The sequence below is a fragment of the Sphingomonas ginsenosidimutans genome (assembly GCF_002374835.1).
Classification (GTDB): domain Bacteria; phylum Pseudomonadota; class Alphaproteobacteria; order Sphingomonadales; family Sphingomonadaceae; genus Sphingomonas; species Sphingomonas ginsenosidimutans.
This window is the reverse complement of record NZ_NWVD01000004.1, coordinates 151,060-174,146: the sequence shown is the minus strand read 5'-3', so window position 1 is coordinate 174,146 and position 23,087 is coordinate 151,060. Positions and strand designations below refer to the sequence as shown.

19 protein-coding genes and 1 tRNA gene are annotated in these 23,087 nt (G+C 68.3%); 2 read left to right on the top strand and 18 right to left on the bottom strand.

The window, feature by feature from the left end; translation table 11 throughout:
- Window positions 1-8: 8 nt before the first annotated feature.
- The 9 genes from COA17_RS19395 to COA17_RS11470 are packed head-to-tail and all read right to left on the bottom strand — an operon-like array spanning window position 9 to window position 7,989.
- The gene (locus COA17_RS19395; RefSeq protein ID WP_176484868.1) at window positions 9-158 is read right to left on the bottom strand and encodes a hypothetical protein; all 150 of its coding nucleotides are present in this window, start codon (window positions 156-158) and stop codon (window positions 9-11) included.
- Window positions 159-169: 11 nt separating this feature from the next.
- The gene (locus COA17_RS11505; RefSeq protein ID WP_096612564.1) at window positions 170-934 is read right to left on the bottom strand and encodes an MBL fold metallo-hydrolase; all 765 of its coding nucleotides are present in this window, start codon (window positions 932-934) and stop codon (window positions 170-172) included.
- Window positions 931-1,710: a TatD family hydrolase gene (locus COA17_RS11500; protein ID WP_096612562.1), complete on the bottom strand. Its 780-nt coding sequence runs from the start codon at window positions 1,708-1,710 to the stop codon at window positions 931-933. Before COA17_RS11500 ends, COA17_RS11505 begins: the two co-directional genes overlap by 4 nt.
- Window positions 1,710-3,263, bottom strand: coding sequence for a methionine--tRNA ligase (gene metG / locus COA17_RS11495; RefSeq protein WP_096612560.1), 1,554 nt, complete (start codon window positions 3,261-3,263; stop codon window positions 1,710-1,712). Before metG ends, COA17_RS11500 begins: the two co-directional genes overlap by 1 nt.
- 21 nt (window positions 3,264-3,284) lie before the next feature.
- Window positions 3,285-4,280: an AAA family ATPase gene (locus tag COA17_RS11490; RefSeq protein WP_096612558.1), complete on the bottom strand. Its 996-nt coding sequence runs from the start codon at window positions 4,278-4,280 to the stop codon at window positions 3,285-3,287.
- Window positions 4,277-4,906, bottom strand: coding sequence for a dTMP kinase (gene tmk / locus COA17_RS11485; RefSeq protein WP_096612556.1), 630 nt, complete (start codon window positions 4,904-4,906; stop codon window positions 4,277-4,279). The genes COA17_RS11490 and tmk overlap by 4 nt, the downstream gene beginning before the upstream one ends.
- Entirely contained in the window at window positions 4,903-6,078 is a 1,176-nt protein-coding gene (locus COA17_RS11480) for a D-alanyl-D-alanine carboxypeptidase family protein (protein WP_096612554.1), read from the bottom strand. Before COA17_RS11480 ends, tmk begins: the two co-directional genes overlap by 4 nt.
- A gap of 35 nt (window positions 6,079-6,113) precedes the next feature.
- Window positions 6,114-6,983 (bottom strand): septal ring lytic transglycosylase RlpA family protein, encoded by an 870-nt coding sequence (locus COA17_RS11475; RefSeq protein ID WP_245857721.1) that lies wholly within the window; start codon window positions 6,981-6,983, stop codon window positions 6,114-6,116.
- On the bottom strand, window positions 6,967-7,989 hold the full coding sequence (locus tag COA17_RS11470; RefSeq protein WP_245857720.1) for a lytic murein transglycosylase: 1,023 nt from the start codon (window positions 7,987-7,989) through the stop codon (window positions 6,967-6,969). The genes COA17_RS11475 and COA17_RS11470 overlap by 17 nt, the downstream gene beginning before the upstream one ends.
- A 199-nt stretch (window positions 7,990-8,188) precedes the next feature.
- On the opposite strand from COA17_RS11470, the gene COA17_RS11465 reads away from it, so the two are divergent.
- Window positions 8,189-8,278: transfer RNA gene (locus COA17_RS11465), tRNA-Ser, on the top strand.
- 31 nt (window positions 8,279-8,309) lie between these two features.
- On the opposite strand, the gene COA17_RS11460 is transcribed toward COA17_RS11465, so the two are convergent.
- From COA17_RS11460 to COA17_RS11450, 3 genes are read right to left on the bottom strand one after another with little or no spacing between them, the layout of a single operon-like run.
- Complete coding sequence (locus COA17_RS11460) at window positions 8,310-8,744, bottom strand: DUF1178 family protein (protein ID WP_096612550.1); 435 nt, start codon at window positions 8,742-8,744, stop codon at window positions 8,310-8,312.
- Between the two features lie 3 nt (window positions 8,745-8,747).
- Entirely contained in the window at window positions 8,748-9,005 is a 258-nt protein-coding gene (gene grxC / locus COA17_RS11455; RefSeq protein WP_066707476.1) for a glutaredoxin 3, read from the bottom strand.
- A 42-nt stretch (window positions 9,006-9,047) separates the two neighbouring features.
- Window positions 9,048-9,767, bottom strand: coding sequence for a ComF family protein (locus tag COA17_RS11450; RefSeq protein WP_096612548.1), 720 nt, complete (start codon window positions 9,765-9,767; stop codon window positions 9,048-9,050).
- Between the two features lie 49 nt (window positions 9,768-9,816).
- On the opposite strand from COA17_RS11450, the gene COA17_RS11445 reads away from it, so the two are divergent.
- A complete protein-coding gene (locus COA17_RS11445; protein ID WP_096612546.1) occupies window positions 9,817-10,656 on the top strand; it encodes a class I SAM-dependent methyltransferase in 840 nt (279 codons plus the stop codon).
- 7 nt (window positions 10,657-10,663) lie between these two features.
- Here the strand turns inward: COA17_RS11445 and COA17_RS11440 are convergent, their stop codons facing one another.
- The 6 genes from COA17_RS11440 to COA17_RS11415 all read right to left on the bottom strand — a co-directional run bounded on the left by COA17_RS11440 (window position 10,664) and on the right by COA17_RS11415 (window position 23,052).
- Window positions 10,664-11,050, bottom strand: coding sequence for a response regulator (locus tag COA17_RS11440; protein WP_066491894.1), 387 nt, complete (start codon window positions 11,048-11,050; stop codon window positions 10,664-10,666).
- A 66-nt stretch (window positions 11,051-11,116) separates the two neighbouring features.
- Window positions 11,117-13,519: an ATP-binding protein gene (locus COA17_RS11435; RefSeq protein ID WP_096612544.1), complete on the bottom strand. Its 2,403-nt coding sequence runs from the start codon at window positions 13,517-13,519 to the stop codon at window positions 11,117-11,119.
- Window positions 13,504-14,721, bottom strand: a complete 1,218-nt coding sequence (locus COA17_RS11430) for an EAL domain-containing protein (protein WP_231792324.1) — start codon at window positions 14,719-14,721, stop codon at window positions 13,504-13,506. Before COA17_RS11430 ends, COA17_RS11435 begins: the two co-directional genes overlap by 16 nt.
- 381 nt (window positions 14,722-15,102) lie before the next feature.
- Complete coding sequence (locus tag COA17_RS11425; protein ID WP_082741109.1) at window positions 15,103-16,575, bottom strand: flavin-containing monooxygenase; 1,473 nt, start codon at window positions 16,573-16,575, stop codon at window positions 15,103-15,105.
- A gap of 76 nt (window positions 16,576-16,651) precedes the next feature.
- On the bottom strand, window positions 16,652-20,872 hold the full coding sequence (locus tag COA17_RS11420) for a translocation/assembly module TamB domain-containing protein (protein ID WP_096612542.1): 4,221 nt from the start codon (window positions 20,870-20,872) through the stop codon (window positions 16,652-16,654).
- Complete coding sequence (locus COA17_RS11415; RefSeq protein WP_245857718.1) at window positions 20,872-23,052, bottom strand: BamA/TamA family outer membrane protein; 2,181 nt, start codon at window positions 23,050-23,052, stop codon at window positions 20,872-20,874. The genes COA17_RS11420 and COA17_RS11415 overlap by 1 nt, the downstream gene beginning before the upstream one ends.
- Between the last annotated feature and the right edge of the window lie 35 nt (window positions 23,053-23,087).

Genomic DNA, 23,087 nt, shown 5'->3' with positions numbered 1-23,087 from the left:
AATAGATATTATGTAAAACGACCGACGATACCGTAGGCGACGCCAAAGATCGCGACCCAGATCAGAACCAGCATCACCGTTCGGGACAGCGGCATCCGCCGTGCGACCAACGCCGACAGCGGCAGGATCAGCATCAGCGCCAGGATCATCGCGCGCATCGTGGTATCGTTCACGACGACCACTCCCAGCCGTCATGGCCCGGCTCGACCGTGGCGGGCAACTCGGCGCGCAGCGTGGCATAATCCATCGACTGGTCCATATGCACCAGTACCGCCGCCGCCGGCGACAGTTCCGCGATCCAGCCCAGTGCCATCGCCAGATCCGGATGGCTCGGGTGCGGCCTGCGGCGCAGCGCATCCAGCACCCACAGATCCAGATCAGTATATAGCGCCCGCGTCGCCTCGGTCAGCGCGTGCAGATCGGTCGCATAGCCGATCGCCCGCCCGTCCGCCTCGAACCGCAATCCGGCCGAGGTGATCGGGCCATGCGGCTGGTCGGCGACGTGGATCGTGATCCCGCCGATCGTCAGTCGATCGGGCAGCGTCGCCAGTTCGACGGTCGGCGGATAACCATGCGCGCCGTCGAAGACATAGCCGAATTGCGCGCGTAGCCGTGCCTCCGTCGATGACCTGGCATAGCCAATCACCGGCCGCGCCATCGCGTGATAGACCTGCCGGAGATCGTCGATGCCGAAGATGTGGTCGGCATGCGCATGGGTCCAGATCACCGCATCGACCCGGTCGACCCCGGCGGCCAGCAGTTGTTCGCGCATGTCGGGGCTGGTGTCGATCAGGATGCGGGTGCCGTCATGTTCGACCAGCGCCGACGATCGCGTGCGGCGGTTGCGCGGCTCGGCCGGATCGCAGGCACCCCAGTCGTTGCCGATCCGCGGCACGCCCGATGAGGTTCCCGATCCCAGCAGGCGGATCTTCACGCCGCGCGCGTCCGATCGAACAGGCGGTGGAAGTTAGCGGCTGTATATGTCTGTAACTCTTCGACATCTTCACCGCGCAGCGTCGCCAGGAACGCCGCCGTATCGGCGACGAACGCTGGCTCGCCGGTCTTCCCGCGGTGCGGCACCGGAGCCAGGAACGGCGCGTCGGTTTCGATCAGCAGCCGCTCGCGCGGCAGCCGCGCGGCGGTCGCCTGCAGCGCCGCGGCATTGCGAAACGTCACGATCCCGGAGATCGAGATGTATAGGCCCAGGTCGAGCGCGATGTCGGCAAAGGCATCACTCGCGGTGAAGCAGTGGATGACGCCGGTATAGGCCCCCTCCTCCATCGCCTCGCGCATCAGCGCCGCGGTGTCGTCCTCCGCGTTCCGGGTATGGACGACGATCGGCAGCCCGGTTTCCCGCGCCGCATCGATATGCGCGCGAAAACTCGCCTGCTGACGCGCGCGGTCGGAATGGTCGTAGAAATAATCTAGGCCGCTTTCACCGATGCCGACCACCCGCGGGTGGCGCGCGCGGCCGACCAGCTTGGCGGTATCGACATGCGGATGCTGGTCCGCCTCATGAGGGTGGATGCCCACCGTCGCCCACACGTCCGGCTCACGCTCGGCCGTGGCCAGCACCGCATCCCACTCGCTTTCGCGCGTCGCGATGTTGAGCATCGCGGTTACTCCGCGCGCCCGCGCCCGCGCCAGCACGTCGGCCTGCTCCTCGGCCAGCCCCTTGTAGTTCAGGTGGCAGTGACTGTCCGCCAGCATCACGCCGGCTCGGGCTCGGCGGCCGGCATCTCCAGCCGCGGGAAGGCGGCGGTCGGTGCCGCCAGCACGAAGCCGGCATCGACATGCCGCTGGTACCAGCCGTCGTCGTCGATCGCATCATGGTCGCGATCCTCGACACCCAGCAGGTCCAGGATCCGTCCCGCACCCTCCGGCACCACCGGCAAGACCACGATCGCCAGCATCCGGATCGCGCGGACCAGCGTGCGCAACACCGCGTGCATCCGCTCGGGATCGGTCTTGCGCAGCGACCATGGCGCCTGCGCGTCGATATACTGGTTGCAGGCGTAGACGCCGCGCAGCCACGACTCGATCCCCTGGCTCAGCATCAGGTCGTCGAACGCAGTCTTGAGGCCCGCACAGGCGACCACCACTTCCTCGATCAACTGTCCGTCGGCATCCTCGCTGCGCCCCGCCTCGGGCAGCGCGCCGCCCAGGTTCTTGGCGATGAACGACAAGGTGCGCTGCGCCAGATTGCCGAAGGCATTGGCCAGTTCGGCGTTAACGCGCGTGACGATCGCCTCTGCCGAATAACTGCCGTCCTGTCCGAAGCTTACCTCGCGCAGCAGGAAGTAGCGCAGGCCGTCGACGCCGAACGCGCGCGCGAGATCGCCGGGATCGACGACATTGCCGAGGCTTTTCGACATTTTCTCGCCCCGGTGAAGCAGGAAGCCATGCCCGAACACCGTCTTCGGCAGCGCGATCTTCGCCGACATCAGGAACGCCGGCCAATAGACCGCGTGGAACCGCACGATATCCTTGCCGATCAGGTGCAGGTCGGCGGGCCAGTATGGCATATCGCCATCGGGATAGCCCGCGCCCGTCAGGTAGTTGGTTAGCGCATCGACCCACACGTACATCACGTGCCCGGCGCTGCTCGGCACCGGCACGCCCCAGTCGAAGCTGGTGCGCGACACCGACAGGTCGGAAAGCCCGCCCTCCACGAAGCGCATCACCTCGTTGCGGCGTGATTCCGGGCGGATGAAATCGGGGTTCGCGGCGTACAGGTCGAGCAGCGGCTGCTGATATCGGGACAGGCGGAAGAACCACGTCTCCTCCGCGGTCCAGGTCACCGGCGTGCCTTGGGGTGAAAGCTTGACGCCCCCTTCCCCGTCAACCAGTTCCTTCTCATCGTAAAAGGCTTCGTCGCGAACCGAATACCAGCCTTCGTAGCGGTCGAGGTACAGGTCGCCGGCGTCCGCCATCGCCTGCCAGATCGCCTGGCTGGCGCGGTGGTGATCGGCATCGGTGGTGCGGATGAAACGATCATAGCTGATGCGCAGGTCGTCGCACATTGCCTTGAAATACGACGACATTTCATCAGCGAGCGCACGCACATCCATGCCCTTGTCGCGCGCGGTCTGAACCATTTTCAGGCCATGTTCGTCCGTACCGGTCTGGAATCGCACATCACGCCCGGCCTGCCGCTGGAACCGTGCGATCGCGTCGGCGGCGATCGCCTCATAAGCGTGGCCGATATGCGGACGGCCGTTGGGATAGCTGATCGCGGTGGTGATATAGAAGGGTTCGCCCATAGCGACGCCCTCCTAGCGCCCTCACGGACGCGGCGCCAGCCGTGCCACGACCCCCGCCAGTTCGTAGACGGTGCCTTGCGCATCCAGCGACAGCCCGCGCGCCGCCGCGGCGATCCCGCGCGCCTCGTCATAGGCGTCCAGCGCGCGGCGCAGGTCCTCGCCATGCCGCATCGCCGCCATTTGCGCGATGACGGTGGGCACGCGGTCGAGGAACGCCTCATATCGTGCCTGTGCTGCCTTGGGCGACAGCGCCTTGGCCAGGCCTGCGCGGCGCGCGTTCGCCAGATCGCCGTCACGCCCGATCGCGGTCAGCGCGGTGTCGATCCCCGACAGGTCAAGTCCGGCATAGCCCAGCGCCCGCCCTGGCGATCCCGCCCCGCCCCGCACCAGCGCGGCTATCTCATCCTCATCGGCATCGGGCATGACGTCACGCAGCACCGCGGCCATATCGCCGTCCGCGAGCGTATCGAAGCGGAGCACCCGGCACCGCGACCTGATCGTCGGCAGCAGCCGTCCCGGCGCATGGCTGACCAGCAGGAACACCGTGCCCGCCGGCGGCTCCTCCAGGTTCTTGAGCAGAGCGTTGGATGCGCCGGGGCGCTCCAGATCGTCGGCTGCATCCATTACGATCACGCGTCGCGGCGACATCGACGGCGCGGTTCCCAGAAACGGGCCGAGGGCGCGCACCTGATCGATGGTGATGCTGCGTGCCAGTTCCTCGTCCGCGCCGCTTTTGCCGCTATCCTTCTTGGGCAGGCGGCGCAGCTCGCGATAATCGGGGTGCGTCCCCGCGGCGAACAAATGCGCAGCCTGATGCGATGCAGGGACATCCAGCCCCGGCGGCAACGCGCCCGGCGTCATGCCCTCCGCCAGCAGGCGCAGCGCGACGGCACGCGCGAACGTCGCCTTGCCGATGCCCTGCGGTCCGGCCAGCAACCAGGCATGATGGATCGCCCCGCCCGCGCTGGCGGACAGGAAAGCCTCGATCGCGGCATCCTGTCCGCGCAGGGCGGTCACGGCAGCCAGTCCGCCAGATCGGCGAGGATCGCCGCCGTCACCGCCTCAGCCGGGCGGGTCGCGTCGATCCGCCGGAAGCGCTGCGGCTCATGCGCGGCGAACCGGTCGAAGGCGCCGGCGACCGCGACATGGAAATCCTCACCTCGTGCGGCGAAGCGATCGGCGGCGGCGCCGTCGCGCGTCGCCGCCCGCGCCGCGCCTTCCTCCGGCGGCAGCGCCAGCAGGAAGGTGCGGTCGGGCAGCAGCCCGCGCGATCCGAAGGCGTGCAGCGCCAGGATCGCGGCATCCTCCAGCCCACCGGCCACGCCCTGATAGGCGCGCGTCGAATCGATGAAACGGTCGCAAATCACCCAATTGCCGGCACCCATCGCCGGACGGATGACCTTTTCGACATGGTCGGCGCGCGCGGCGGCGAACAGTAACGCCTCGCTATGCGCGCTCCACCGCGTCGCCTCGCCCTCCATCAACAGCGTCCGGATGGCCTCCGCGCCCGCGCTGCCGCCCGGTTCGCGGGTGATGACAGCATGGACGCCGCGCGCCGCCAACGCATCCGCCAACGCGCGCGCCTGCGTCGACTTGCCGGCCCCTTCCCCGCCCTCCAGGCTGAGGAAGCGTCCCTCGGTCATCCGAACAGGCCCGTCAGCCCGGCCCAGGCGCGACCGAAGAAACCGGCCTCGCCCACGTCCTCGTCAGCGACCAGCGGCACCTTCTGCTCGGGCAGCCCCGGCGCCGACACCACCAGGTCGGCGATATGCGCGCCCTGCTTGATCGGTGCCTTGATCGGCCCGTCATAGACGATCTTGCCCGCCAGCTGCGGGCGCGTCCCGCTGGGCACGGTGACCTTCAGATCCTTGGGCGCCACCAGCTTCACTTCGCTGGCGCTGCCCATCTGGACATCGGCGGTGCCGACGGTGCGGCCGGCCTTTACCACCGGGCGCGACTGCCATGCGCGAAAGCCCCATTCCATGAACCGTACCGATTCGGCAGCACGCTGATTGAAGCTGGTCAGCCCCGCCAGCACCATCACCAGCCGGCGTCCATTCTGTTCCGCCGACCCGGTGAAGCCGTAGCCGGCCTCCTCGGTATGGCCCGTCTTCAGCCCGTCGGCACCGGCAACGCGGCCCAGCAGCGGGTCGCGATTGGCCTGGGTGATCGCCTGGCCGCCGCCCAGCGTCTTGCCCCAGGTAAAATCGCGCCGCGAATAGAATTGCTTGTACAGCTTGGGATGCTGTTCGATGGTCCCCGCCGCCAGCTTCGCCAGATCGCGCGCGGTGACATAGGTGACGCCGCCGTCCGGCCAGCCGTTCGACGTGCCGAAATGGCTGTTGGTCAGACCCAGCTTCTTCGCATTCTCGTTCATCCGCTCGACGAACGCCTGCTCCGTCCCCGAAATCCCTTCGGCCAGCACGACGCAGGCATCGTTGCCGGACAGCGTGACGATGCCGTACAGCAGGTTCGCGACCGATACCCGCTCACCCGACGACAGGAACATCGTCGAACCCGCGGACGGGCCATGCCATTTCTGCCACGTCTCTGGCCGGACCTCGAACTCGGTATCCAGCTTCAGGTCGCCCGCCTTGATCATCTCGAAGGCGGTGTAGACGGTCATCATCTTCGCCATCGAAGCGGGCGGCATCCGCCGGTCGGCATCCTTTGCGTACAGGATCGCCCCGGACGACAGGTCTTCCATGAACGCTACCGGCGCCGGCGTGTCGAACTGCGGCGCGGCAGCGGCCACGGGATAGGCCACCGCCAGGACGGCGGCGGGAAGCGCGAGGGCGGTCAGCAACTTGGTCATGTATGTTTCCCTGTCGGGCGTCGTCGGAACGGAGCTTATCGATCACGAAGGATCGCGGCGTCGCCATAGCCGCGCGAAACCGCCGCGTCACGTACGCGCTTCGCCTCGGCCGCGGTGGATAGCGGGCCGACGCGCACCCGCCACAGTCCGTCGGCAGTTTCCACGCGCCCGTGGAAGCTGGCGGCAACCTCCTTCGCGCGGGCCTCGTTAGAGAACGCCGCGATCTGCACGGTCAACGGCACTCCCGGCGGGACGGCGACCGGCGCCACCGGCGTCGGCAGGGCGCGCGTCGGCGCGGGCAATTGCCGCCGCAGCGGCCGCAGCACCGCCTCCGGCGTGTCCAGCCGCGGCGAGGCGGCCTGCCCCTGCGCGATCGCCGCCGCATCCGCCGGCGACGCGGCCACGCTGCGCACCCGTACCGGCGCAAGCGGCTTGGCTGCGGTACCCAGCGACCGCGCCGCAGCGGTCGACAGGTCGATCTCGCGATCGGGCGGCGTCGGCCCCCGGTCGGTGATCCGAACCAGGATCGTGCGCCCGGTGTCCAGGGCGGTCACCTCGGCGTAGGAACCCAGCGGCAACGTGCGATGCGCCGCGGTCATCCCGGCATTGGCGAAGGGCGCACCCGACGCGGTCGTCGCGCCCTCCAGCCCATCGCCATACCATGAGGCATAGCCGACCGCGTCATAGCCGGCGGCCGCGCCGTTCCCGGCGGTCGCGGCCGGTCCGGTGGCACTCGCCACCTCAGGTGGCTGGCTGGCACCCGTTGCGCTCGCGGGGGGACGCAGGGTTACCGCCGGCACGTCGTCGCTGCCGTTCTGCGCCGCGGGCAACGGCGCCGCATCGCTGCCGCACCCCGCCACCATCATCGCCAGTGCGGCCAGCACCGTCTCAGCGCGCAATCGCATCGGCCAGCAGCCCCACCGACAGCGCGTAGAAATTGGAGCAATTGTAATCGAGGATCACGCGATAGTTGCTGGTCAGCAGATAGGCGGTGCGCCCCGGCCCGTCCGGCTCGATCAGCGTCGCCTGCACGCGGTCGGCAGGCCAGCTGCCACTTTCGGGCACCATGCCCAGCGCGCGCCATTCGGCCATCGTCCGCCACCCGCTGTGGCGCTGGAACACCCGCGGGCAGCGCGGCGATACCAGCCGGTTGCGTACTTCGCCACGGTCGAACGTCGTCGGCACGCTGACCGTGACGCCCCATGGCTCGCCCGCGCGCCACCCGGCCATCGCGAAATAATTGCCGATCGACGCCAGCGTGTCCGCCGCGCTGTTCCAGATATCGGCGCGCCCGTCGCCATCGCCGTCGCGCGCCAGCCGCAGATAGACCGACGGCAGGAATTGCGGATTGCCGGTCGCCCCCGCCCAGCTGCCGAGCAATTGCGCGCGCGGCACCCCGCGGTCGATCATCTTCATGGCGGCGATGAACTCGCCCTCGAACAGCGGCCGGCGGCGTCCTTCATAAGCGAGGCTCGCCAGACTGCGCAGCAGGTCGAAATTGCCGGTGTAACTGCCGTAATTGGTTTCATGCCCCCAGATCGCAACCATGATCTGCTCGGGCACCCCGGTCTGCGCCTCTACATTCGCCAGCCGGCTGCGCTGCGCCGCGTAGGTGGTGCGCCCGCGCCCGATCCGTGCCGCATCGACATGCGCCGCGCGATAGGGCGCAAACATCGAGATCGGGGCATTGGGTGCCGTCTCCGGCTGCTGGCGGTCCAGCGCGACGACGCGCGGATTGAACGTCAGCGTCGGCAGCACCGCATCGACGGTCGCCGGTTTCACCCCGGCGGCGATCGCACGGCCGCGCACCTGCTGCAGATAGGTCTGGAACCCCGCCTGTTCGTCGGTCCCGACATCTTGCGCCGCGACCGGTCCTGCGCCGGCCAGGGCGCCCCCCGTCAGCACGGTCATGACGAGCAACGCAGCGCGCAGGCGCCGGGCGAGTGGTGCAACCCCCTTCATTCGCGCCGTTCTGACATAGTGGCGCGCCGCGCGGAACCGCAAATCACCGCCGCACTTGCACGACCGGGCGCACCCGTCCTAAGCGCGGCGCTCGCAACGGCACGATCGCGACGCGTGCCCGGTGTCGCGATCGCCGCTGGCGAACCGCGGAAGAGTGGCCGAGTGGTTTAAGGCACTGGTCTTGAAAACCAGCGACGGGGCAACCCGTCCGTGGGTTCGAATCCCACCTCTTCCGCCAGCCTCTCCGACTGACCTGCGCGATGCCGGTGTCAGTTAAGCTGCTTCGGCGGCGTCACGGGCAGCGGCAGCGGAGCGACGGGAACGCCATCCTCGATCAGCGCGGTTACTTCCGCCGTGCTCGCCTGGCCGTGGATAGCGGCATGTTCGCTGTCGCCGTCGTGCATCGCCCGTGCTTCCCGCGCGAAATCGCTGCCGACCCAGCGCGAATTGCTCAGCAGCCGGGCCTGCACCTCTGCGAGACGCGCGAGGATCGCGCGGCGATCGTCATCGGTGGCGAAGGGCGCCGTATCGCGATTGCCCTTCGGCGCGACGTTCGGGGCCATCACCGCCTTGCCGATCTCCACATCACCGCACAGCGGGCATGACACCAGCTTGCAGTCGCGCTGTTGCTCGAACGCGGCGCCGGAGGCGAACCATGCCTCGAACACATGGCCCCCGCCACAGCGAAGGTCGAAAACGATCACGGCTCAGCCCGCCAGCATCGCATCCAGCTTGCCGTCGCGTTCCAGCGCGGCCAGATCGTCCGATCCGCCGACATGCGCGCCGTCGATGAAGATCTGCGGCACGGTGGTACGGCCATTGGCGCGCTGGATCATCTCCTCGCGCTTGCCGCGATCCATGGTAATGTCGGTCTCCTCCGGCGCGACGCCCTTGGAGGACAGGAGGTTCATCGCCCGCGCGCAATAGGGGCAGAACGCCTTGGTGTAGATTTCGACCTGTGCCATCCCTTGTAGGTGTGATCGCGGACGCGCGCTGTCAATCCGCCGTCACGCGTCCTGTGCGTCGACAATCACCCGCGCCCACGCCAGCACCGTGACACGCGCGACGCCCGCGCGGCGCAGCACCGCGATGCACGCATCGGTGGTGGCGCCGCTGGTATAGACGTCGTCGACCAGCACGACATGCCGGCCACGCAACCGATCCGCCGCGCCCGGCGCGACCGCGAACGCCCCGGCCACCGCTTGGCGGCGTTCACGCGGGTTTCGGCCGCGCAGCACGGGGGTGGCGCGCCGGCGTCGCAGCAGGTCCATCGCGCTCTTCACACCGCTGCCGCGCGACAAGGCCGCCGCGATCAGCCCCGCTTGGTTATAGCCGCGCGTCCACAACCGCCAGCGATGCAGCGGCACGGGCAGCAACAGGTCGGCATCCGCGGGCAGGTGGCGCTGCATCAACCGCGCCATCGTCACCGCATAGGCGGTGCGCCGCTGGTATTTCAGCCGCAGCGCCACCGTGCGAGCGACATCACCATAGGCCACCGCGGCGCTGACCCCGGCGTGCTGCGGTGGGGTGGAAAGGCAGGCACCACATTGCGCCCCCTCCTCCCGGTCGGTGTCGAAAGGCGCGTGGCACGTCGCGCACCACGGCGGCCCCAGAAACCGCAAACGGCCCCAGCATGCCGCGCAGAAGCGGTCGGGCGCCTCCACGATCGCCCCGCATCCGGGGCAGCGTGGCGGCAGGGCCAGGTTCAGCAGGCGGGTGAGCGGCACCTCCCCCTTGTGGCCACCCGCCCGAGCGCGCACAAGCCGCAGCCGGATTATGCAGCCCGTCGACATCTTCGATCGCTCCGCGCGCCGTCGCCACCGCGACCGCGCCGCCCCGCGCTATGCCGCGCACGATTTCCTGCGTGCCGCGATGCTGGACGGCGTCGCCGACCGACTGGCCGCCGTCACCCGCACCTTCGCGGACGTGCTGGATATCGGCACGTTCGATGCCGCCTTCGCGCCGTCGCCGGGCACGCGGATCGCGCGGCTGGACCCCGGTTTCGCCTTCGCACGCGCGGCCGGGGGGGTACAGGGCGATGAAGATCGCCTGCCATTTGCCGATCACAGCTTCGATCTGGTCGTCGCCGCCGGAACGCTCGATAGCGTCAGCGACCTGCCGGGGGCGTTGACGCTGATCCGGCGGACCTTGCGGCCCGACGGGCTGTTTCTTGGCGCATTCGTCGGCGGCAACAGCCTGCCGCAACTGCGCGGCGCGTTGCGCGCGGCCGAAAGCGATCGCCCGGTCGCCCGCTGCCACCCGCTTGTCGACGTGCGCTCCGCCGGCGACCTGTTGCTGCGCGCCGGCTTCGCGCTACCCGTCGCCGACATCGAAACGCTGTCGGTGGGTTATCCGGAGATCGGGCGGCTGCTCGAGGATCTACGCGGAATGGCGGCGGGCAATGTGCTGCTGGAACGGCACGCGCTGCGGCGGGACACACTGGCCCGGGCGGCCGACGTGTTCGCCGCGGCGGCGAACGGCGACGGGCGGACACGCGAACGTTTCGACATCGTGTTCCTGACCGGCTGGTCGCCCGCCCCCGATCAACCCCGCCCCGCACGCCGCGGCAGTGCCACCGCCTCGCTGGCGGACGCGCTGCGCCGCACCCGCGATTGAGCGTGCGTCAGATCAGATCATCTTCCTCATTTTCGGCGAGCAGGCGGCCCATCGCCTGGAACAGCTGATCCATCGCCACCGGCTTGAAGATCACGTCGTTCGCTCCCGCGGCGATGCACCGGTCGCGTAGGTCCGGCGCGGTGTCGGCGGTCACGACGATCACGGGCAGCTGCGCCTTGGCATCGCGGCGCGCCCGGATGTGACCGATCGCGGTGATCCCGTCCATGCCGGGCATCCGCAGGTCGACCAGAATCATGTCGAAGTCGTCGCGGTCGATCAGGTCCAGCCCGATCTCGGCGCTCTCCGCCTCCACCATCGTGGCGCCCGCGACGTCCAGCATGTCGCGCACGACCCGCCGGTTCATCCGATCATCCTCGATGAACAGGACGTTCAGTGCCGACATGCGCGAACGTTCCTCCCGGATCCGTTGGTCCCTGGACCCATCATCTGTCTTATGTCCCTAAGCCGCCTGCCGCGCAAGCGCGGTTTCCAGCGCATTGACGGCCGCCATCAGTGCACGCTTTCCTGCCGAACGTTCAATAACATGGGTGGCACCGTGCGAATGCCATATCAGGTGCGCCGGTCCGCCGGTGGCTGGCGCGATCAGCGCGACCGGCGCGCCCGCGGCCGCCGCCGCGATCGGGGCCAGATCGCCGGCGGCGGTCAGCGCCCCCGCCTCCACCAGGATGCGATCGGGGCGTAAACGGGCGACCTCCGCCGCCGCATATTCGGGATCGGCGAACGTCACTTCACCCAGGTCTCGGAACAGCGCGCCGTACATGGCTCGCGTGATCGGGCTGCGTTCGACCACCAGCAGCGCCGGCGGCCGCGTCGGCACGTCGGGCGCCGCCGCGACCACCAACGGCAGGTCCAACGTGAAGCGCGCGCCCTGCCCGGGGTGGCTCTCCACCGTGACGTCGCCACCCATAGCACGCGCGAGGTTGCGACAGATCGCCAGCCCCAGTCCCGTTCCCCCGAACTGCCGCGCAGTACCGGCGTCGGCCTGGCGAAAGGATTCGAAGATCGCGTCCTGCACGTCGCGTGCTATGCCGATCCCGCTGTCCTGCACCGTCAGCCGCAGGCGCGTGTCCTGCACCGTCAACGCCAGCTGCACGCGGCCGCTGGCGGTGAATTTCACCGCATTCGACAACAGGTTGAAGATGATCTGGCGCAGCCGCGTAACATCGCCGACGATCCATTGCGGCACGTCCTGCCACACCGCCTCGAACATCAGGCCCTTGGCCACCGCCGGGGCGCGCCACAGGCGAACCGCCTCCTCGATCGTGGCATGGACGTCGAGCGGGGCGTTCTCGATCGTCATGCGCCCGGTTTCGATCTTGGCCACGTCCAGGATATCATCGACCAGCGCGCGCATCGTCGTGCCCGCGCCATGGATCACGCCCAGCCGCTCGCGAACCGCCGGCTCCAGCCGCGGGTCGGCGATCATCACCTGCGCCATCCCCAGAATGCCGTTGAGCGGGGTGCGGATCTCGTGACTGGTCGTCGCCAGGAATTCGGTCTTCGCGCGCAGCGCCTTGCCCAGTTCGGTATTGGTCGCCGCCAGCGCTTCGTTCGCGGCGCGCACGCGGTTGCGGCTGCGGCGGATCGCCAGCAATGCCATCGCCAGCGCGACAATGACCGCCGTCGTCGCGACACCGGCCGCGGCGAAGATCCACCGCTGTGTCGCCGCGGATGCCCGCTCGTACCGGATCGACCGCGCCAGATCGGCGGCGCGCAGCTTGGCGATGCGCAATTCCTGGTTCGCATAGTCGAATCGCGCCGTGGCCAGCGCCGCGCTGTTCGATCGCGCGATCTCGGTCGCCTGGTCGTCGATCCGCTTCAGCGCCGCCAGATGCGCCAGCGCCTGCGACGGCTCGCCGCGCGCGACATAGACGCGATAGGCGATGTCGTGCATCCCGCGGTCGGCCAGCGTGGTTTTCGACAGGTCGACGCCGTGGAAACCACGTTCCACCAGCGCCGCCGCCCCCGCCAGATCGCCCTTGCGCTGCGCGACCGCGGCGGCGAGTAGCAGCAGTTGCGGTCGCACCGGCGCCAGCCGCGCGTTCCCCGCCAGCGCCAGGGCTCGCTGGACGGCGCGGCTTGCAGCATCCACTTGGCCAAGGCGAAGACGCACATCCGCAATGTTGCTTAGGGCCTGTGCCACGACCATGTCGTTCCCGGTGGCCTCCGCCATCGGCAACGCACGATCAAAGTCCCGCTGCGCCTCGACGTAGCGATGCAGTGCCGTCAGCGACACGCCGCGCCCGAGGTAGACCGGAAAATAGATACCCGGATCAGGGCTGGTCGCGTCCAAAGCCTGCTGAAAGTACCGCAACGCGGCATGATGATCGCGCGCGCCGTCGTACAGCAGCGCGATCAGGGTCAGAGCCTTGGCCTGATCCCTCGCCCGGCCTAGCGCAGCGAAAAGGCCGTGTGCGTGCTGAAGCGTCGGCAAGGCCTCAGCGATGCGTCCTGCATCGGTCAGCGTCGCGCCGCGCGATAGAAGAATTTCTGCCAGCAGTCCACGATCGCCCCCCCGCTTGGCGGCATTGGCCTCGGCAACCGCAAGGACGCCAAGAGCGCGATCCGTCTTCCCGATCCGGCCCAGCGCCTCGCCAGCCAGCCATAGCGCCACGGCGCTTTTCCGCGATGCCTCAGCCGCGTCGCGCTCTCCCTTCGCCAGCGCCAGCGCGCGATACGCCTCGACGATCGCAGCGCGAGGATCGGAGAGCATGGCGGTCTTGGCCCGCTCGATCCGATGATCGAACGAGGGGGCCGGCGCGGGAGCGGCGGCGATCAGCATCGCCGCCATCGCCAGCGCGGCGACACCGGCGCACAGGCGTCGGATCAGTGACGTTTCCATGAATTTGCCAGCCGCTTGACCGACACGCGCGATTCGCGTGTGGCCCGCTGCGTGTCGTCGTGCCGCAGGAAGTCGATCAGCGCGTCGAGCACGATCGGGCGACTGATGAAGAACCCCTGCACTGTGTCGCACCCCATGACCGTCAGCAGCGCCAGCGTCGCTCCCGTCTCGACGCCTTCGGCCACCACCTCCATGTCGAGCGCATGGGCAAGATCGATCGTCGAGCGCACGATCAACGGATCGCGGTTCGAACTGGTCAGGTGAGTGATGAACAGCTTGTCGATCTTCAGCTCGCGCGCCGGCAGTTGCTTTAGATACGCCAGGCTCGACAGGCCGGCACCATAATCGTCGATCGAGATGCGCACACCGATCGCGTCGAACCGGTTCAGATTGGCGATCGCGCATTCGGGGTCGCGGATCACCGACGTCTCGGTGACCTCGAAGCCCAGCTTCGCATCGGGGTTCGCCTCGACGATCGCGCACACCGTTTCGACGAAGTGCGCATCGGACAGCAATTGCCCGGAAATATTGATGAAAATGCGCAGGTCGTATCCCGCCGCCCGCAAGGTCATCTGGTCCCGCAGCGCGCGGCGGATCGTCCATATCGTGAGCCCGTCGATCCGCTGGACCTCCTCGGCGGCGGCGATGAAATCGCTCGGCATCACCATGCCACGCTCCGGGTGCTGCCAGCGGACGAGCGCCTCGACGCTCGAAATGTCGTGTCGGCGGGCATGGACCTTGGGCTGATACATCAGCAACAGCTCGTCGCGCTCCAGCGCGTGGTCCAGTTCCTGCGCCAGTGCCGTGATCGACGCCTGTTCGGCATCGTCCCGGTCCTGTTCCGAGCGGCGACGCCGTGCCTGCGCCAGCGATTGCTCGGCGCGCTCGATCAGCGCCATCTCGTCGTCGACCCCTGCCGCGGCGATCGCCACGCCGAACGAGGAGTCGATATGGCACCAGTCGTCGCCGACCAACATCGGGGCCGCCATCGCGCGCGTGACCGCACCGACCACGTCCGCTTCGGTCCCGTGCGCGTCGATCTCGATCGTCGCGGGAGCGATCGCGCATGCGGCGCTGCCCGGCAACAGCGCCGCGATACGGTCCGCCAGATCGGTCGCCAGCGCCCGCGATCGCGCCACGCCGACGCTGCGCCGCAGGGCGGCGAAATTCTCGATCTCGGCAAGTATCTTGACGTGCGGCACACCTCCTTCCCTTGCCGAACCGGCAGGTGGCCCGGCCGGCGATGCGGGCGGGATAAGGCGGTGGGGACTGGCCATGGCAAGTTCCGGGGTAACCGGCACTTTTAAAGATTGGCTTAAAATCCCGCTATCGTTGGTCGAACTAAGGTTAACGATGTTGAGCGAAGGTAAATAGCTTGTTAACGTTTGCGTGCCCCCTTTGCAGGGGGGGTGAGCATAACAGGGAGAAAGCCATGCTCGCGTTCATCATCTCCGTCGTTTACGGAATGACCGTTCGTCCCTGGTAAGACGAACCGGGTCCGGTCCGGTGGTCGCATCGCGCTGTCACCGGACCGGATTGCCGCCAGGGCCTGGCGCGGCGGCGACCGACGATGAACAGCCAGGTCAGGCGGCGCGCCGTGCCGATGGTGCCGGGTTGCTGAATTCCATGCTGTCGTCGACCGATCCGAAGCGCAGCGCCAGCACGTCCAGCGCATAATTCTGGTTGAGTCGCCACGGCTTGCGATCACCCTGCCGCGGCAGCCGGTCGAGCGCGCGCTGGATATAGCCGGAGGTAAAGTCCACAAACGGCTCCGGCGCGATCGGATCGGCGCCGATCCTCGGCGTCGCCTGTCGCAGCCCGCGCTTCTTCATCGTGTTGAGCAGGCGGCACAGATACATCGCGACAAGATCGGCCTTCAGCGTCCACGATGCATTGGTGTAGCCGAAGACAAAGCTGATGTTCGGCACGTCGGAGAACATCATCCCCTTGTACTGCAGCGACTGGGTCAGGTCGATCGGCACGCCGTCGCGCTCGAACTGCGTCCCGCCCATCAGCGCCACTTCCAGCCCGGTCGCGGTCACAATGATGTCCGCAGCGATCTCACGCCCGTCCGACAGCATGATGCCGCCCGGGGTGAACCGGTCGATCGTGCCGGTCTCCACGCTGGCGTCGCCCACGCTGATCGCGTCGAACAGGTCGGAATCAGGCACCAGGCACAGTCGCTGGTCCCACGGATTGTATCGCGGCGTGAAATGCGTGGCGACGTCATAGTCCGGCCCCAGCTTCTCTCGGACCATCCCGATCAGCCGCTCCTTCGTCTGCTCCGGTCGGGTGCGTGTCATGCGATAGAAGAACATGCCCATCAGCACATTCTTCCATCGCGTGAGGCCGTATGCCGCCTTCGACGGCAGGTGGCGACGCAGCCAGTTAGCGAGCCCGTCCTCGGCCGGTCGCGACACGACATAGGTGGGTGAGCGTTGCAGCATCGTGACGTGCGCCGCCTGCCGCGCCATCGACGGCACCAGCGTCACCGCGGTCGCACCACTGCCGATGACGATCACTTTCTTGCCCGCATAGTCCAGATCCTGGGGCCAGAATTGCGGATGGGCGATCCGTCCGGCGAAACTTTCCTGCCCCTCGAACGCAGGAGCATGGCCGCGGTCGTAATCGTAATAGCCCGAACACATGTGCAGCCAGTTGCATGTGAAGGTCGCGCTGGTCCCGTCCGCGCGCCGGGCCTCGACGGTCCAGCGCGCGTCTGCGGTCGACCAGCTGGCGCGAGTCACCTTGTGCTGGAAACGGATATGCCGGTCGATCCCGCCGTCGCGCGCGGTATCCTCGATATAGGCCCGGATCGACGGGCCATCGGCAATAGATTTCGCCGCGGTCCACGGACGGAAGCTGTAACCGAGCGTATGCATGTCGGAATCGGAGCGGATGCCGGGATAGCGGAACAGGTCCCACGTACCCCCCATCGCGGCGCGCGCCTCCAGGATCATGTAGCTGCGCCCGGGGCAGCGGTCCTGAAGGTGCCATGCCGCGCCGATCCCTGACAGGCCGGCGCCGACGATCATCACATCGACATGTTCGCTCATGGCGTTTTCCTCTCCGCTCCGGCGCCGATGCTAACCCGTATGTCAGTAGCGGAAAAGGACCGATCGTGGCGCCGCGTCAGAAATCCCGCGAATAGCGCAGCTGGACGTTCGATCCGCCAAACGACCCGGCTTGCGACAGGATGCTGATCGACCGCGTCAGGGCGATTGTCAGCTGCGTCGCGGTGAAGCCGCGGGCGTCGGTGACGATCTCGATATAGATATCATTCGTCAGATACTTGCCCGCCGCCAGCGCCGTCCCGCGCCCGCTCGCCTCATCCGCGCCCAGCACGCGCAGCCGGTCGAAGCCCGTGGCCGAGCGCAGCTTGCCCAGCGGGTTCAGCCCGCCGCCCGATCCGCGCAACGAATTGAGCGCGGCGGCCAGCTGGATCGCCTCGGTTGCGGAAAGGTTTTCCGGATTAGTCCCGAACAGCAGCCGGCTGACGACCTCGTCCTGCGGCAGCGCAGGCGTGGAGGTGAAGGCGATCTGCGGACGCTGCCCCGTACCGGTGATCGCGATGTTGAACGTCACCCCGTCGTTGCTGGTCGTCGCCAGGATGTTGATATCCGGGTCGGTCATCGCACCACCGCGGAAACGCACCTGCCCACGCTGTACCTCGAACCTTTTGCCCGCGAACGAGTAGGTACCGCGCACCAGATCCAGCCCGCCGGTGATGGTCGGCGCGGCCGAGGTGCCGCCGACGCGAAGGTCCATTTCCCATTCGCTTTCCAGCCCCATGCCGGACACAAACAGCTGGTTGTCGGCGCGCACGCGCAGATCGAGCTTGAAGAGGCCCACCGGCGCAGGGGTCGGCCGGTCGGTCGGCCGCGGGGTGCGAATGTCGCTCTTGCGGCGTACGCCGGTCAGTTCCGGCACTTCCGCCGATCCCTGACGGATGATCTGGTAGCGGGCGTTGGGCACGCTGATCGTACCGCTAATCAACCCGCCATCGACGTTCTTCTGGATACGCACGTCGCCGCTGGCGGTCGCGCCCAGCGCATCGGATCGCGCCAGCTGGGCGTTGCGCATCGCCACGCGCAGATCCATTGGGAACCCCTGCGCCGCGGCAAGCCCGACTACGCCCTGCGCCTGCACCGTCCCCTGCCCGGCGCGCGCCTGCAGCGTGGTCAGTTCCAGCCGGTCGTTGTTGAACCGTCCGGCGATGCGCATGTTCGATAGCCGCGTGCCATAGGTTTCGTTGTCATAGGTCAGGTTATCGGCGCGGATCAGGCCGTTGATCCGCGGTGCCGATGCGGTGCCGCCCAGATCAGCGGCGATCGCGATCGGACCGGACAATTGCTGTTCGGCAAGACCAGCGAAGCTGAACAGCACGCCGGACGGCCCGTTATAGCGTACCCCGCCCGACAGGGCACCCTGCGCCAGCCGAGTCGTCCAGCTACCGCTTCCGGAGGGGGTCAGTGTGGCGACCATCCGGCCGACGGCATTGCCCCCACGACGGACCAGCGCGCGCGCGTCTCCCCCGGCATCCGACAGGCGGCCGTGGAACAGGATATCCACCGGTTCGGAAACCGACGCTAGGCTGGACCGGGTGAAGTTCGTCACCGACAACCGCGCATCCGCCTGCGGGAAGGCAGCGCCGCTGCGCTGGAGGTAGTCGACGCTGCCGGTCGCCTGCCCACCGACGCCCAGATTGGGCACCAGCGCGCTGACCAGCGACAGGTCCATCCGGTCGAGGCGCAACTGCGCCTGCGTCGTCCCGCCACCGAATTTGCCTGCCACCCGCATCGAGCCTCGATCGAAATCGAGCCGCGTCGGATCGAGTCGATAGCCGCCGTCCGCCGGCACGATTCGCGCCGCACCGGGGGTGCGGAACGACACGCCGTTGGCCTGCCCCTGCAACGCGACCAGATACTGGCTGGGCGACAACTGCGCGTTGGCGGCGAGCCGGAACGGCACGCCGTTCGATCCGGTCAGGAGCGCCTGCGCCGTGCCCGATCCGCCCGCGTAATTCACCTTCACACGCCCGGCCTGGATCACCGTCGCGCCATAGCGAAGGTCGGCGACCTGTGCGTCGGCCACTACCTGCGGCTTGTCATAAAGGACAGCGTCCGCCTTGATGATCGCGCGCCCGATCGTGAAGTCGATCGCCCCCGGGATCGTCGCGGCATAGGCGCGCGCATCAATCGCCGCACGCTGGTAACGGCCCTGCGCGCTCAGCGCGGCGGTCCCGTTCAAGCCCGATCCGGCGAAGCGCAGCTGACCGGCGAACGGCCCCGCCGCGGTTTGCACCATCCGCCCGGCGAATTGCACGCCCGCGAACAGCACGCGGCGCACGTCAATCGCCAGTCGCGCGCCGGGGGTGACCAGCACGTCGGCGGTGAACGGACCATAGCTCGTCCCGCCCGTGGCGTTGACCTGATAGGCTCCACCCCGCCCGACGATCCGTGCGTCGAGATCGGCAAGCCCCACGCCCATACCCGGCCGCGGCGCGCGCAGTCGCACGACCGGCGCGGTCGCACTGCCGGTCACCCGCGCGAAGAGTGGTCCATATTGCGTCGAATAGGCATCGGCATCGACCAGCAAACCACCATTACGCGGGTCGAAACGCCCCTGCCCACGCGTGATGCGGAATTGCGGGGCATTCATCGTCAGGCTCTGGAACGTGACCACCCCCTCGGGCGAATAGCCGAAGCGAGTGCTCAGCACCGCATTGCCGCCGAGGAAATTGCGCACGCCGGCGTTAAACAGTTGCTTGGTCTGCACCGCGACGCGGCCGGTGATCCCGAACCCGCCGCGCGCGCCGGGCACGAGATCGGCGTTGGTCTGGATGTTCAGGATGCCGACGCTGTCGACGCGGAAGTTGTTGACGCGCCCCTGCAACGCCCCGGTGTAGCGCCCGGTCTGCACGTTGGCGGCGATGATAGCGGTAGCGTCGATCGTGTCGGAACGGATGCGCAGATTATCCGACAGGATGTTCGGCATCGTGATCGCCAGGTCGCCGTCGATCCGCGCGTTGGTGGTCAACCCGCCCAGCGCCGGATTGAGCCCGGCCACCCGCGCCGCACGCGCGTGGACCGGCACGAGGATACGGTCGGCATTCACCGTCGCACGCCCTTCGGCATAGAGGCGCTCGACGCTGGTGTCGGCGAAGCCCAGCGCACTGGCGCGCAGCTTGTAATCGACCGTCGGCGTCGCAAACGCGCCGTTCAGGACGACACGCGCCAGTACGTCGCGCCCGCTCAGGTTTGGGGCGATCGCGCCCGGCGTCTTCAGCATCGCATCGACCGCGAAATTGCCGAAGTGGCTGTTGGCCAGGTCGATCATGCCGCCCGCGTCCACCGCCAGCGCATCCGACGTCAGCTTGATCCGCGTATCCGCGCGCCGCTCCGCCAGCGTCGCATCGAGCGCCACCTGCAGAGCCGGGGCAGTCAACCGCGCGACCGGCCCTTCCAAATACAGGCCCGGCCGCGTCGGCCCGCGCACCTCGAAATGGCCGTCGCGCGCCAGCAGCGACAAGTCGGCAAGCTGCCCGCCGCCCAGCGTGGCGACCGCACGGCCCCGCCACGACGACCAGCTGCCGGCGCCGTTCACCATCGCGGTCAGCGGCGCCTTCAGCCCCGCCATCTGCGCCACCAGCCCGCCCGCGGGAGCGGTGAGGCGCAGGTTCAGGTCGAGCTTGTCGTCATCGGGCACCGCATCCAGCCGCAGCCGCGCACGGTCGCCGCCGGCGACACCGGGGCCGCGCAGCGCATCGACATTGGCGACCAGCTGCGCACGCCGGTCGGCTATATGCGCCTCACCGTCGATGCGCGCGATATGGCGGGCGCCCGATACCGGCGGCTCCATGACGAAGCGGGCGACCTGCAAACGGCCGATATCAATGTCGAGATCGGGCAGGATCGGCGCATTGGGATCGATCGGATCCGGCGAGGGGCGCAGTTCGGGATTGCGCCGCATCGTGATCAGCTGGCTCGATGCGCTGCGCACATCGACGTGATTGTTGACGAACGCGAACGGCCGCCAGTCGACGTCGATCCGCGGCGATGTCAGGAACACGCCCTTGGGATCGCTGACGCGCACGTCGGACAGCCGCATCCGGCCGTACAGCGATCCGTCGATCCGTCCGACCTTGATGTTCAGCCCCGACGCCGTGGAATAACCGCCGATCTGATCCGCGACGAACCGGCGGCCGGGATCGGTGTTGATGCCCACGACGATCGCCAGCACCAGCACGACCAGCGCGAGCACGGCAATGCCGATCCACTTCAGGATGCGCTGCCACAATGGACGGCGCGTCACGACGACGGTCTCGACGGGGGAAATGCTGTCCGCGGCCATCAGAACGCCTGCCCGATCGAAAGATACAGCGCGATGCGCGGGTCGCCGGGCCGCCGGTTCAGCGGGGTAGCGACATCGACGCGCATCGGGCCGAAATTGGTGTAGAAGCGCCCGCCGATCCCCGCGCCGAAGCGCAGGTCGCCGCCCTTGGGCAGCACGCTTTCATAGGCATTGCCCGCGTCGATAAACGGCACGATCCCGAAGTCGCCGAAGCGATAGCGCGCCTCCAGCGAAAATTCGTTGAGACTGCGTCCGCCGACCGGGCGCAGGTTCGCCAGGTCGATGTTGCCCTTGTCGTCCGGAACCAGCGAACTGACAGGTTCGAGCGGCCCCAGCCGCTGGAAGCCATAGCCGCGCACCGACCCGCCGCCGCCGCCGTAATAGCGCCGCGACGGCGCGATATCGTCGCGCGCGATGCCGAAGATGCTGCCCGCCCGCGCCCGACCCGCGATCACCAGGCTGTCGGTCACCGGATAATAGCCGGTCGCCTCGATCAGCGCGCGACCATAGGGGCGCACCGATCCCTGCACCGACGTTTCCGGGCTGAGGTTCAGTTTCAGGCGATAGCCCTTGGTGGGGTTCAGCAGGTCGTTCGACCGGTCGAACAGCACCTGTCCCGGCAGCGCCAGCACGCCATAGGTGCGCCGCACGCGCCGGTTTTCCACGAAATCGAACACGCTTTCGTTCCTGCCGACCAGCTCGAACCCATAGGAATAGGTGAATTTCTTCTGCCAGATCGGCGTCGAATCGTAGCTGATACGACCGGAGAGCGTGCCCGTGAACGCCTCGAACGCATCGTAATTGGCGCGCAGCGCGCTGGCGATCACCGTCACCGTGCGATCGCGCCGGCCGGCATTCTGGCGACGGAACGTCGCCGACAGCCCCTGTTGCTGCGTCCCCGCGATCGCGCCAAGGATCAGGGCGCCTTCGGGCGGGAAGCGGTTACGGTTGGTGAACGTGCCCTCCGCGGTCACCCCCTGCCCGGTCTGGAAGCCGACGCTGCCCGCCAGGCTGCGCGCCGGGCCCCTGTTCTGCCGGATCATCAGGTCGACCTGTTCGGTCCCGTCCGGCCCCGGCTGCCCGGTACGCACCGGCTCGACGCCGACCGAGTTGAACAGGCCGGTGCCGACCAGTGCCTGACGCAGGTCGTCGGTCAGTCGCGTGTCGTACAGCTGGCCCTGCTTGAACCGCGGGAAGACGTTGAGGTGCTCCAGCCCGAACACCGCATCGCCCTCGGTCCGCAGCGCTCCGAACGACGATCGCGGCCCGGTATCGACCGGCAGCGTATAGTCGCCGCGGTGGGTCTGTTCGTCGAGCAGGATGTCGCGGTCGCCGACCTTGACGAAGGGATAGCCCTGCTGCGGCAGCTTCAGGCTGACGTTCGCCTCCGCCCCCTGCACCCGTGCCGCCTGGATCGGATCGCCGGTCTTCAGCGGCAATTCGCGGCGCACCAGCCCTTCCGGCACCGTCGGCCCGGCCTGCACCGTGATGGTGCCCAATGTGTACAGCTCGCCCGGTGTGGCCGACACGATCGCGCGGATGCGCGACGCGGCGGCGGCACCGTTTTCGCCCGGCACGTTCTCGATCGTGGAGATCGCGGTGCCGTCATAATAGCCCAGCGACTTCATCAGCCGCACCGCCAGCCCCTCGTCCTCCCGCGCGCGGGCCGCGATCTGGGTCGCATTGTCGGCCTTGCCCTTGCCCTCGCGGAGGGCCGACAGGGAATTGAACTCGTCGGTCAGGCCCAGCGGGTCCAGCCCGCGCACCTCGGTGACATAGGCGATGTCGGGCGTCTCCCGCCCGCCGCTATCCGCGACGGCGTTGAGCGGCGTGCTGTCGAACGCCGCCAGCGGCTCCAGCGGGGCGGCGAGCGCGGTATCGGGCGCGGCAGGGGCCGGCAACTGTCCCAGCGTCAGCGGCGCAGCGGCGGCCTGCTCGGCATTGCCTGCGGGGGCCGCGGGCGGGACCGTCGCCGGCTCCAGCGGAGCGTTAATGTCGTCGGTGATCGGCGGGAGCGCGGCATCGAACTGCGCATCGGGAACGATCGGTGCGTTCGCCTCCGGATCGGTGGCGGGAACAGGCGCGGGCGTGTCGGGGCCGCGAGCCGGCGCCGTGCCGGGCATCCCCATCTGCGCCGCCGCAGGCTGTTCCACGATGATGCCGCCCAATGCCCATGCCATGGCGCTGAGGGCGGAGGCGGTCAGAACGCGGGAAC

What these genes read in the sequence shown, in the direction of transcription:
- COA17_RS19395 (WP_176484868.1), bottom strand. Translation starts at nt 158, where the DNA reads ATGCGCGCGATGATCCTGGCGCTGATGCTGATCCTGCCGCTGTCGGCG.
- COA17_RS11445 (WP_096612546.1), top strand. Translation starts at nt 9,817, where the DNA reads ATGCAGCCCGTCGACATCTTCGATCGCTCCGCGCGCCGTCGCCACCGC.
- COA17_RS11415 (WP_245857718.1), bottom strand. Translation starts at nt 23,052, where the DNA reads ATGGCATGGGCATTGGGCGGCATCATCGTGGAACAGCCTGCGGCGGCG.
- COA17_RS11470 (WP_245857720.1), bottom strand. Translation starts at nt 7,989, where the DNA reads ATGACCGTGCTGACGGGGGGCGCCCTGGCCGGCGCAGGACCGGTCGCG.
- grxC (WP_066707476.1), bottom strand. Translation starts at nt 9,005, where the DNA reads ATGGCACAGGTCGAAATCTACACCAAGGCGTTCTGCCCCTATTGCGCG.
- COA17_RS11425 (WP_082741109.1), bottom strand. Translation starts at nt 16,575, where the DNA reads ATGAGCGAACATGTCGATGTGATGATCGTCGGCGCCGGCCTGTCAGGG.
- COA17_RS11480 (WP_096612554.1), bottom strand. Translation starts at nt 6,078, where the DNA reads ATGACCAAGTTGCTGACCGCCCTCGCGCTTCCCGCCGCCGTCCTGGCG.
- COA17_RS11475 (WP_245857721.1), bottom strand. Translation starts at nt 6,983, where the DNA reads ATGCGATTGCGCGCTGAGACGGTGCTGGCCGCACTGGCGATGATGGTG.
- COA17_RS11420 (WP_096612542.1), bottom strand. Translation starts at nt 20,872, where the DNA reads ATGGCCGCGGACAGCATTTCCCCCGTCGAGACCGTCGTCGTGACGCGC.
- COA17_RS11500 (WP_096612562.1), bottom strand. Translation starts at nt 1,710, where the DNA reads ATGCTGGCGGACAGTCACTGCCACCTGAACTACAAGGGGCTGGCCGAG.
- tmk (WP_096612556.1), bottom strand. Translation starts at nt 4,906, where the DNA reads ATGACCGAGGGACGCTTCCTCAGCCTGGAGGGCGGGGAAGGGGCCGGC.
- COA17_RS11435 (WP_096612544.1), bottom strand. Translation starts at nt 13,519, where the DNA reads ATGGAAACGTCACTGATCCGACGCCTGTGCGCCGGTGTCGCCGCGCTG.
- metG (WP_096612560.1), bottom strand. Translation starts at nt 3,263, where the DNA reads ATGGGCGAACCCTTCTATATCACCACCGCGATCAGCTATCCCAACGGC.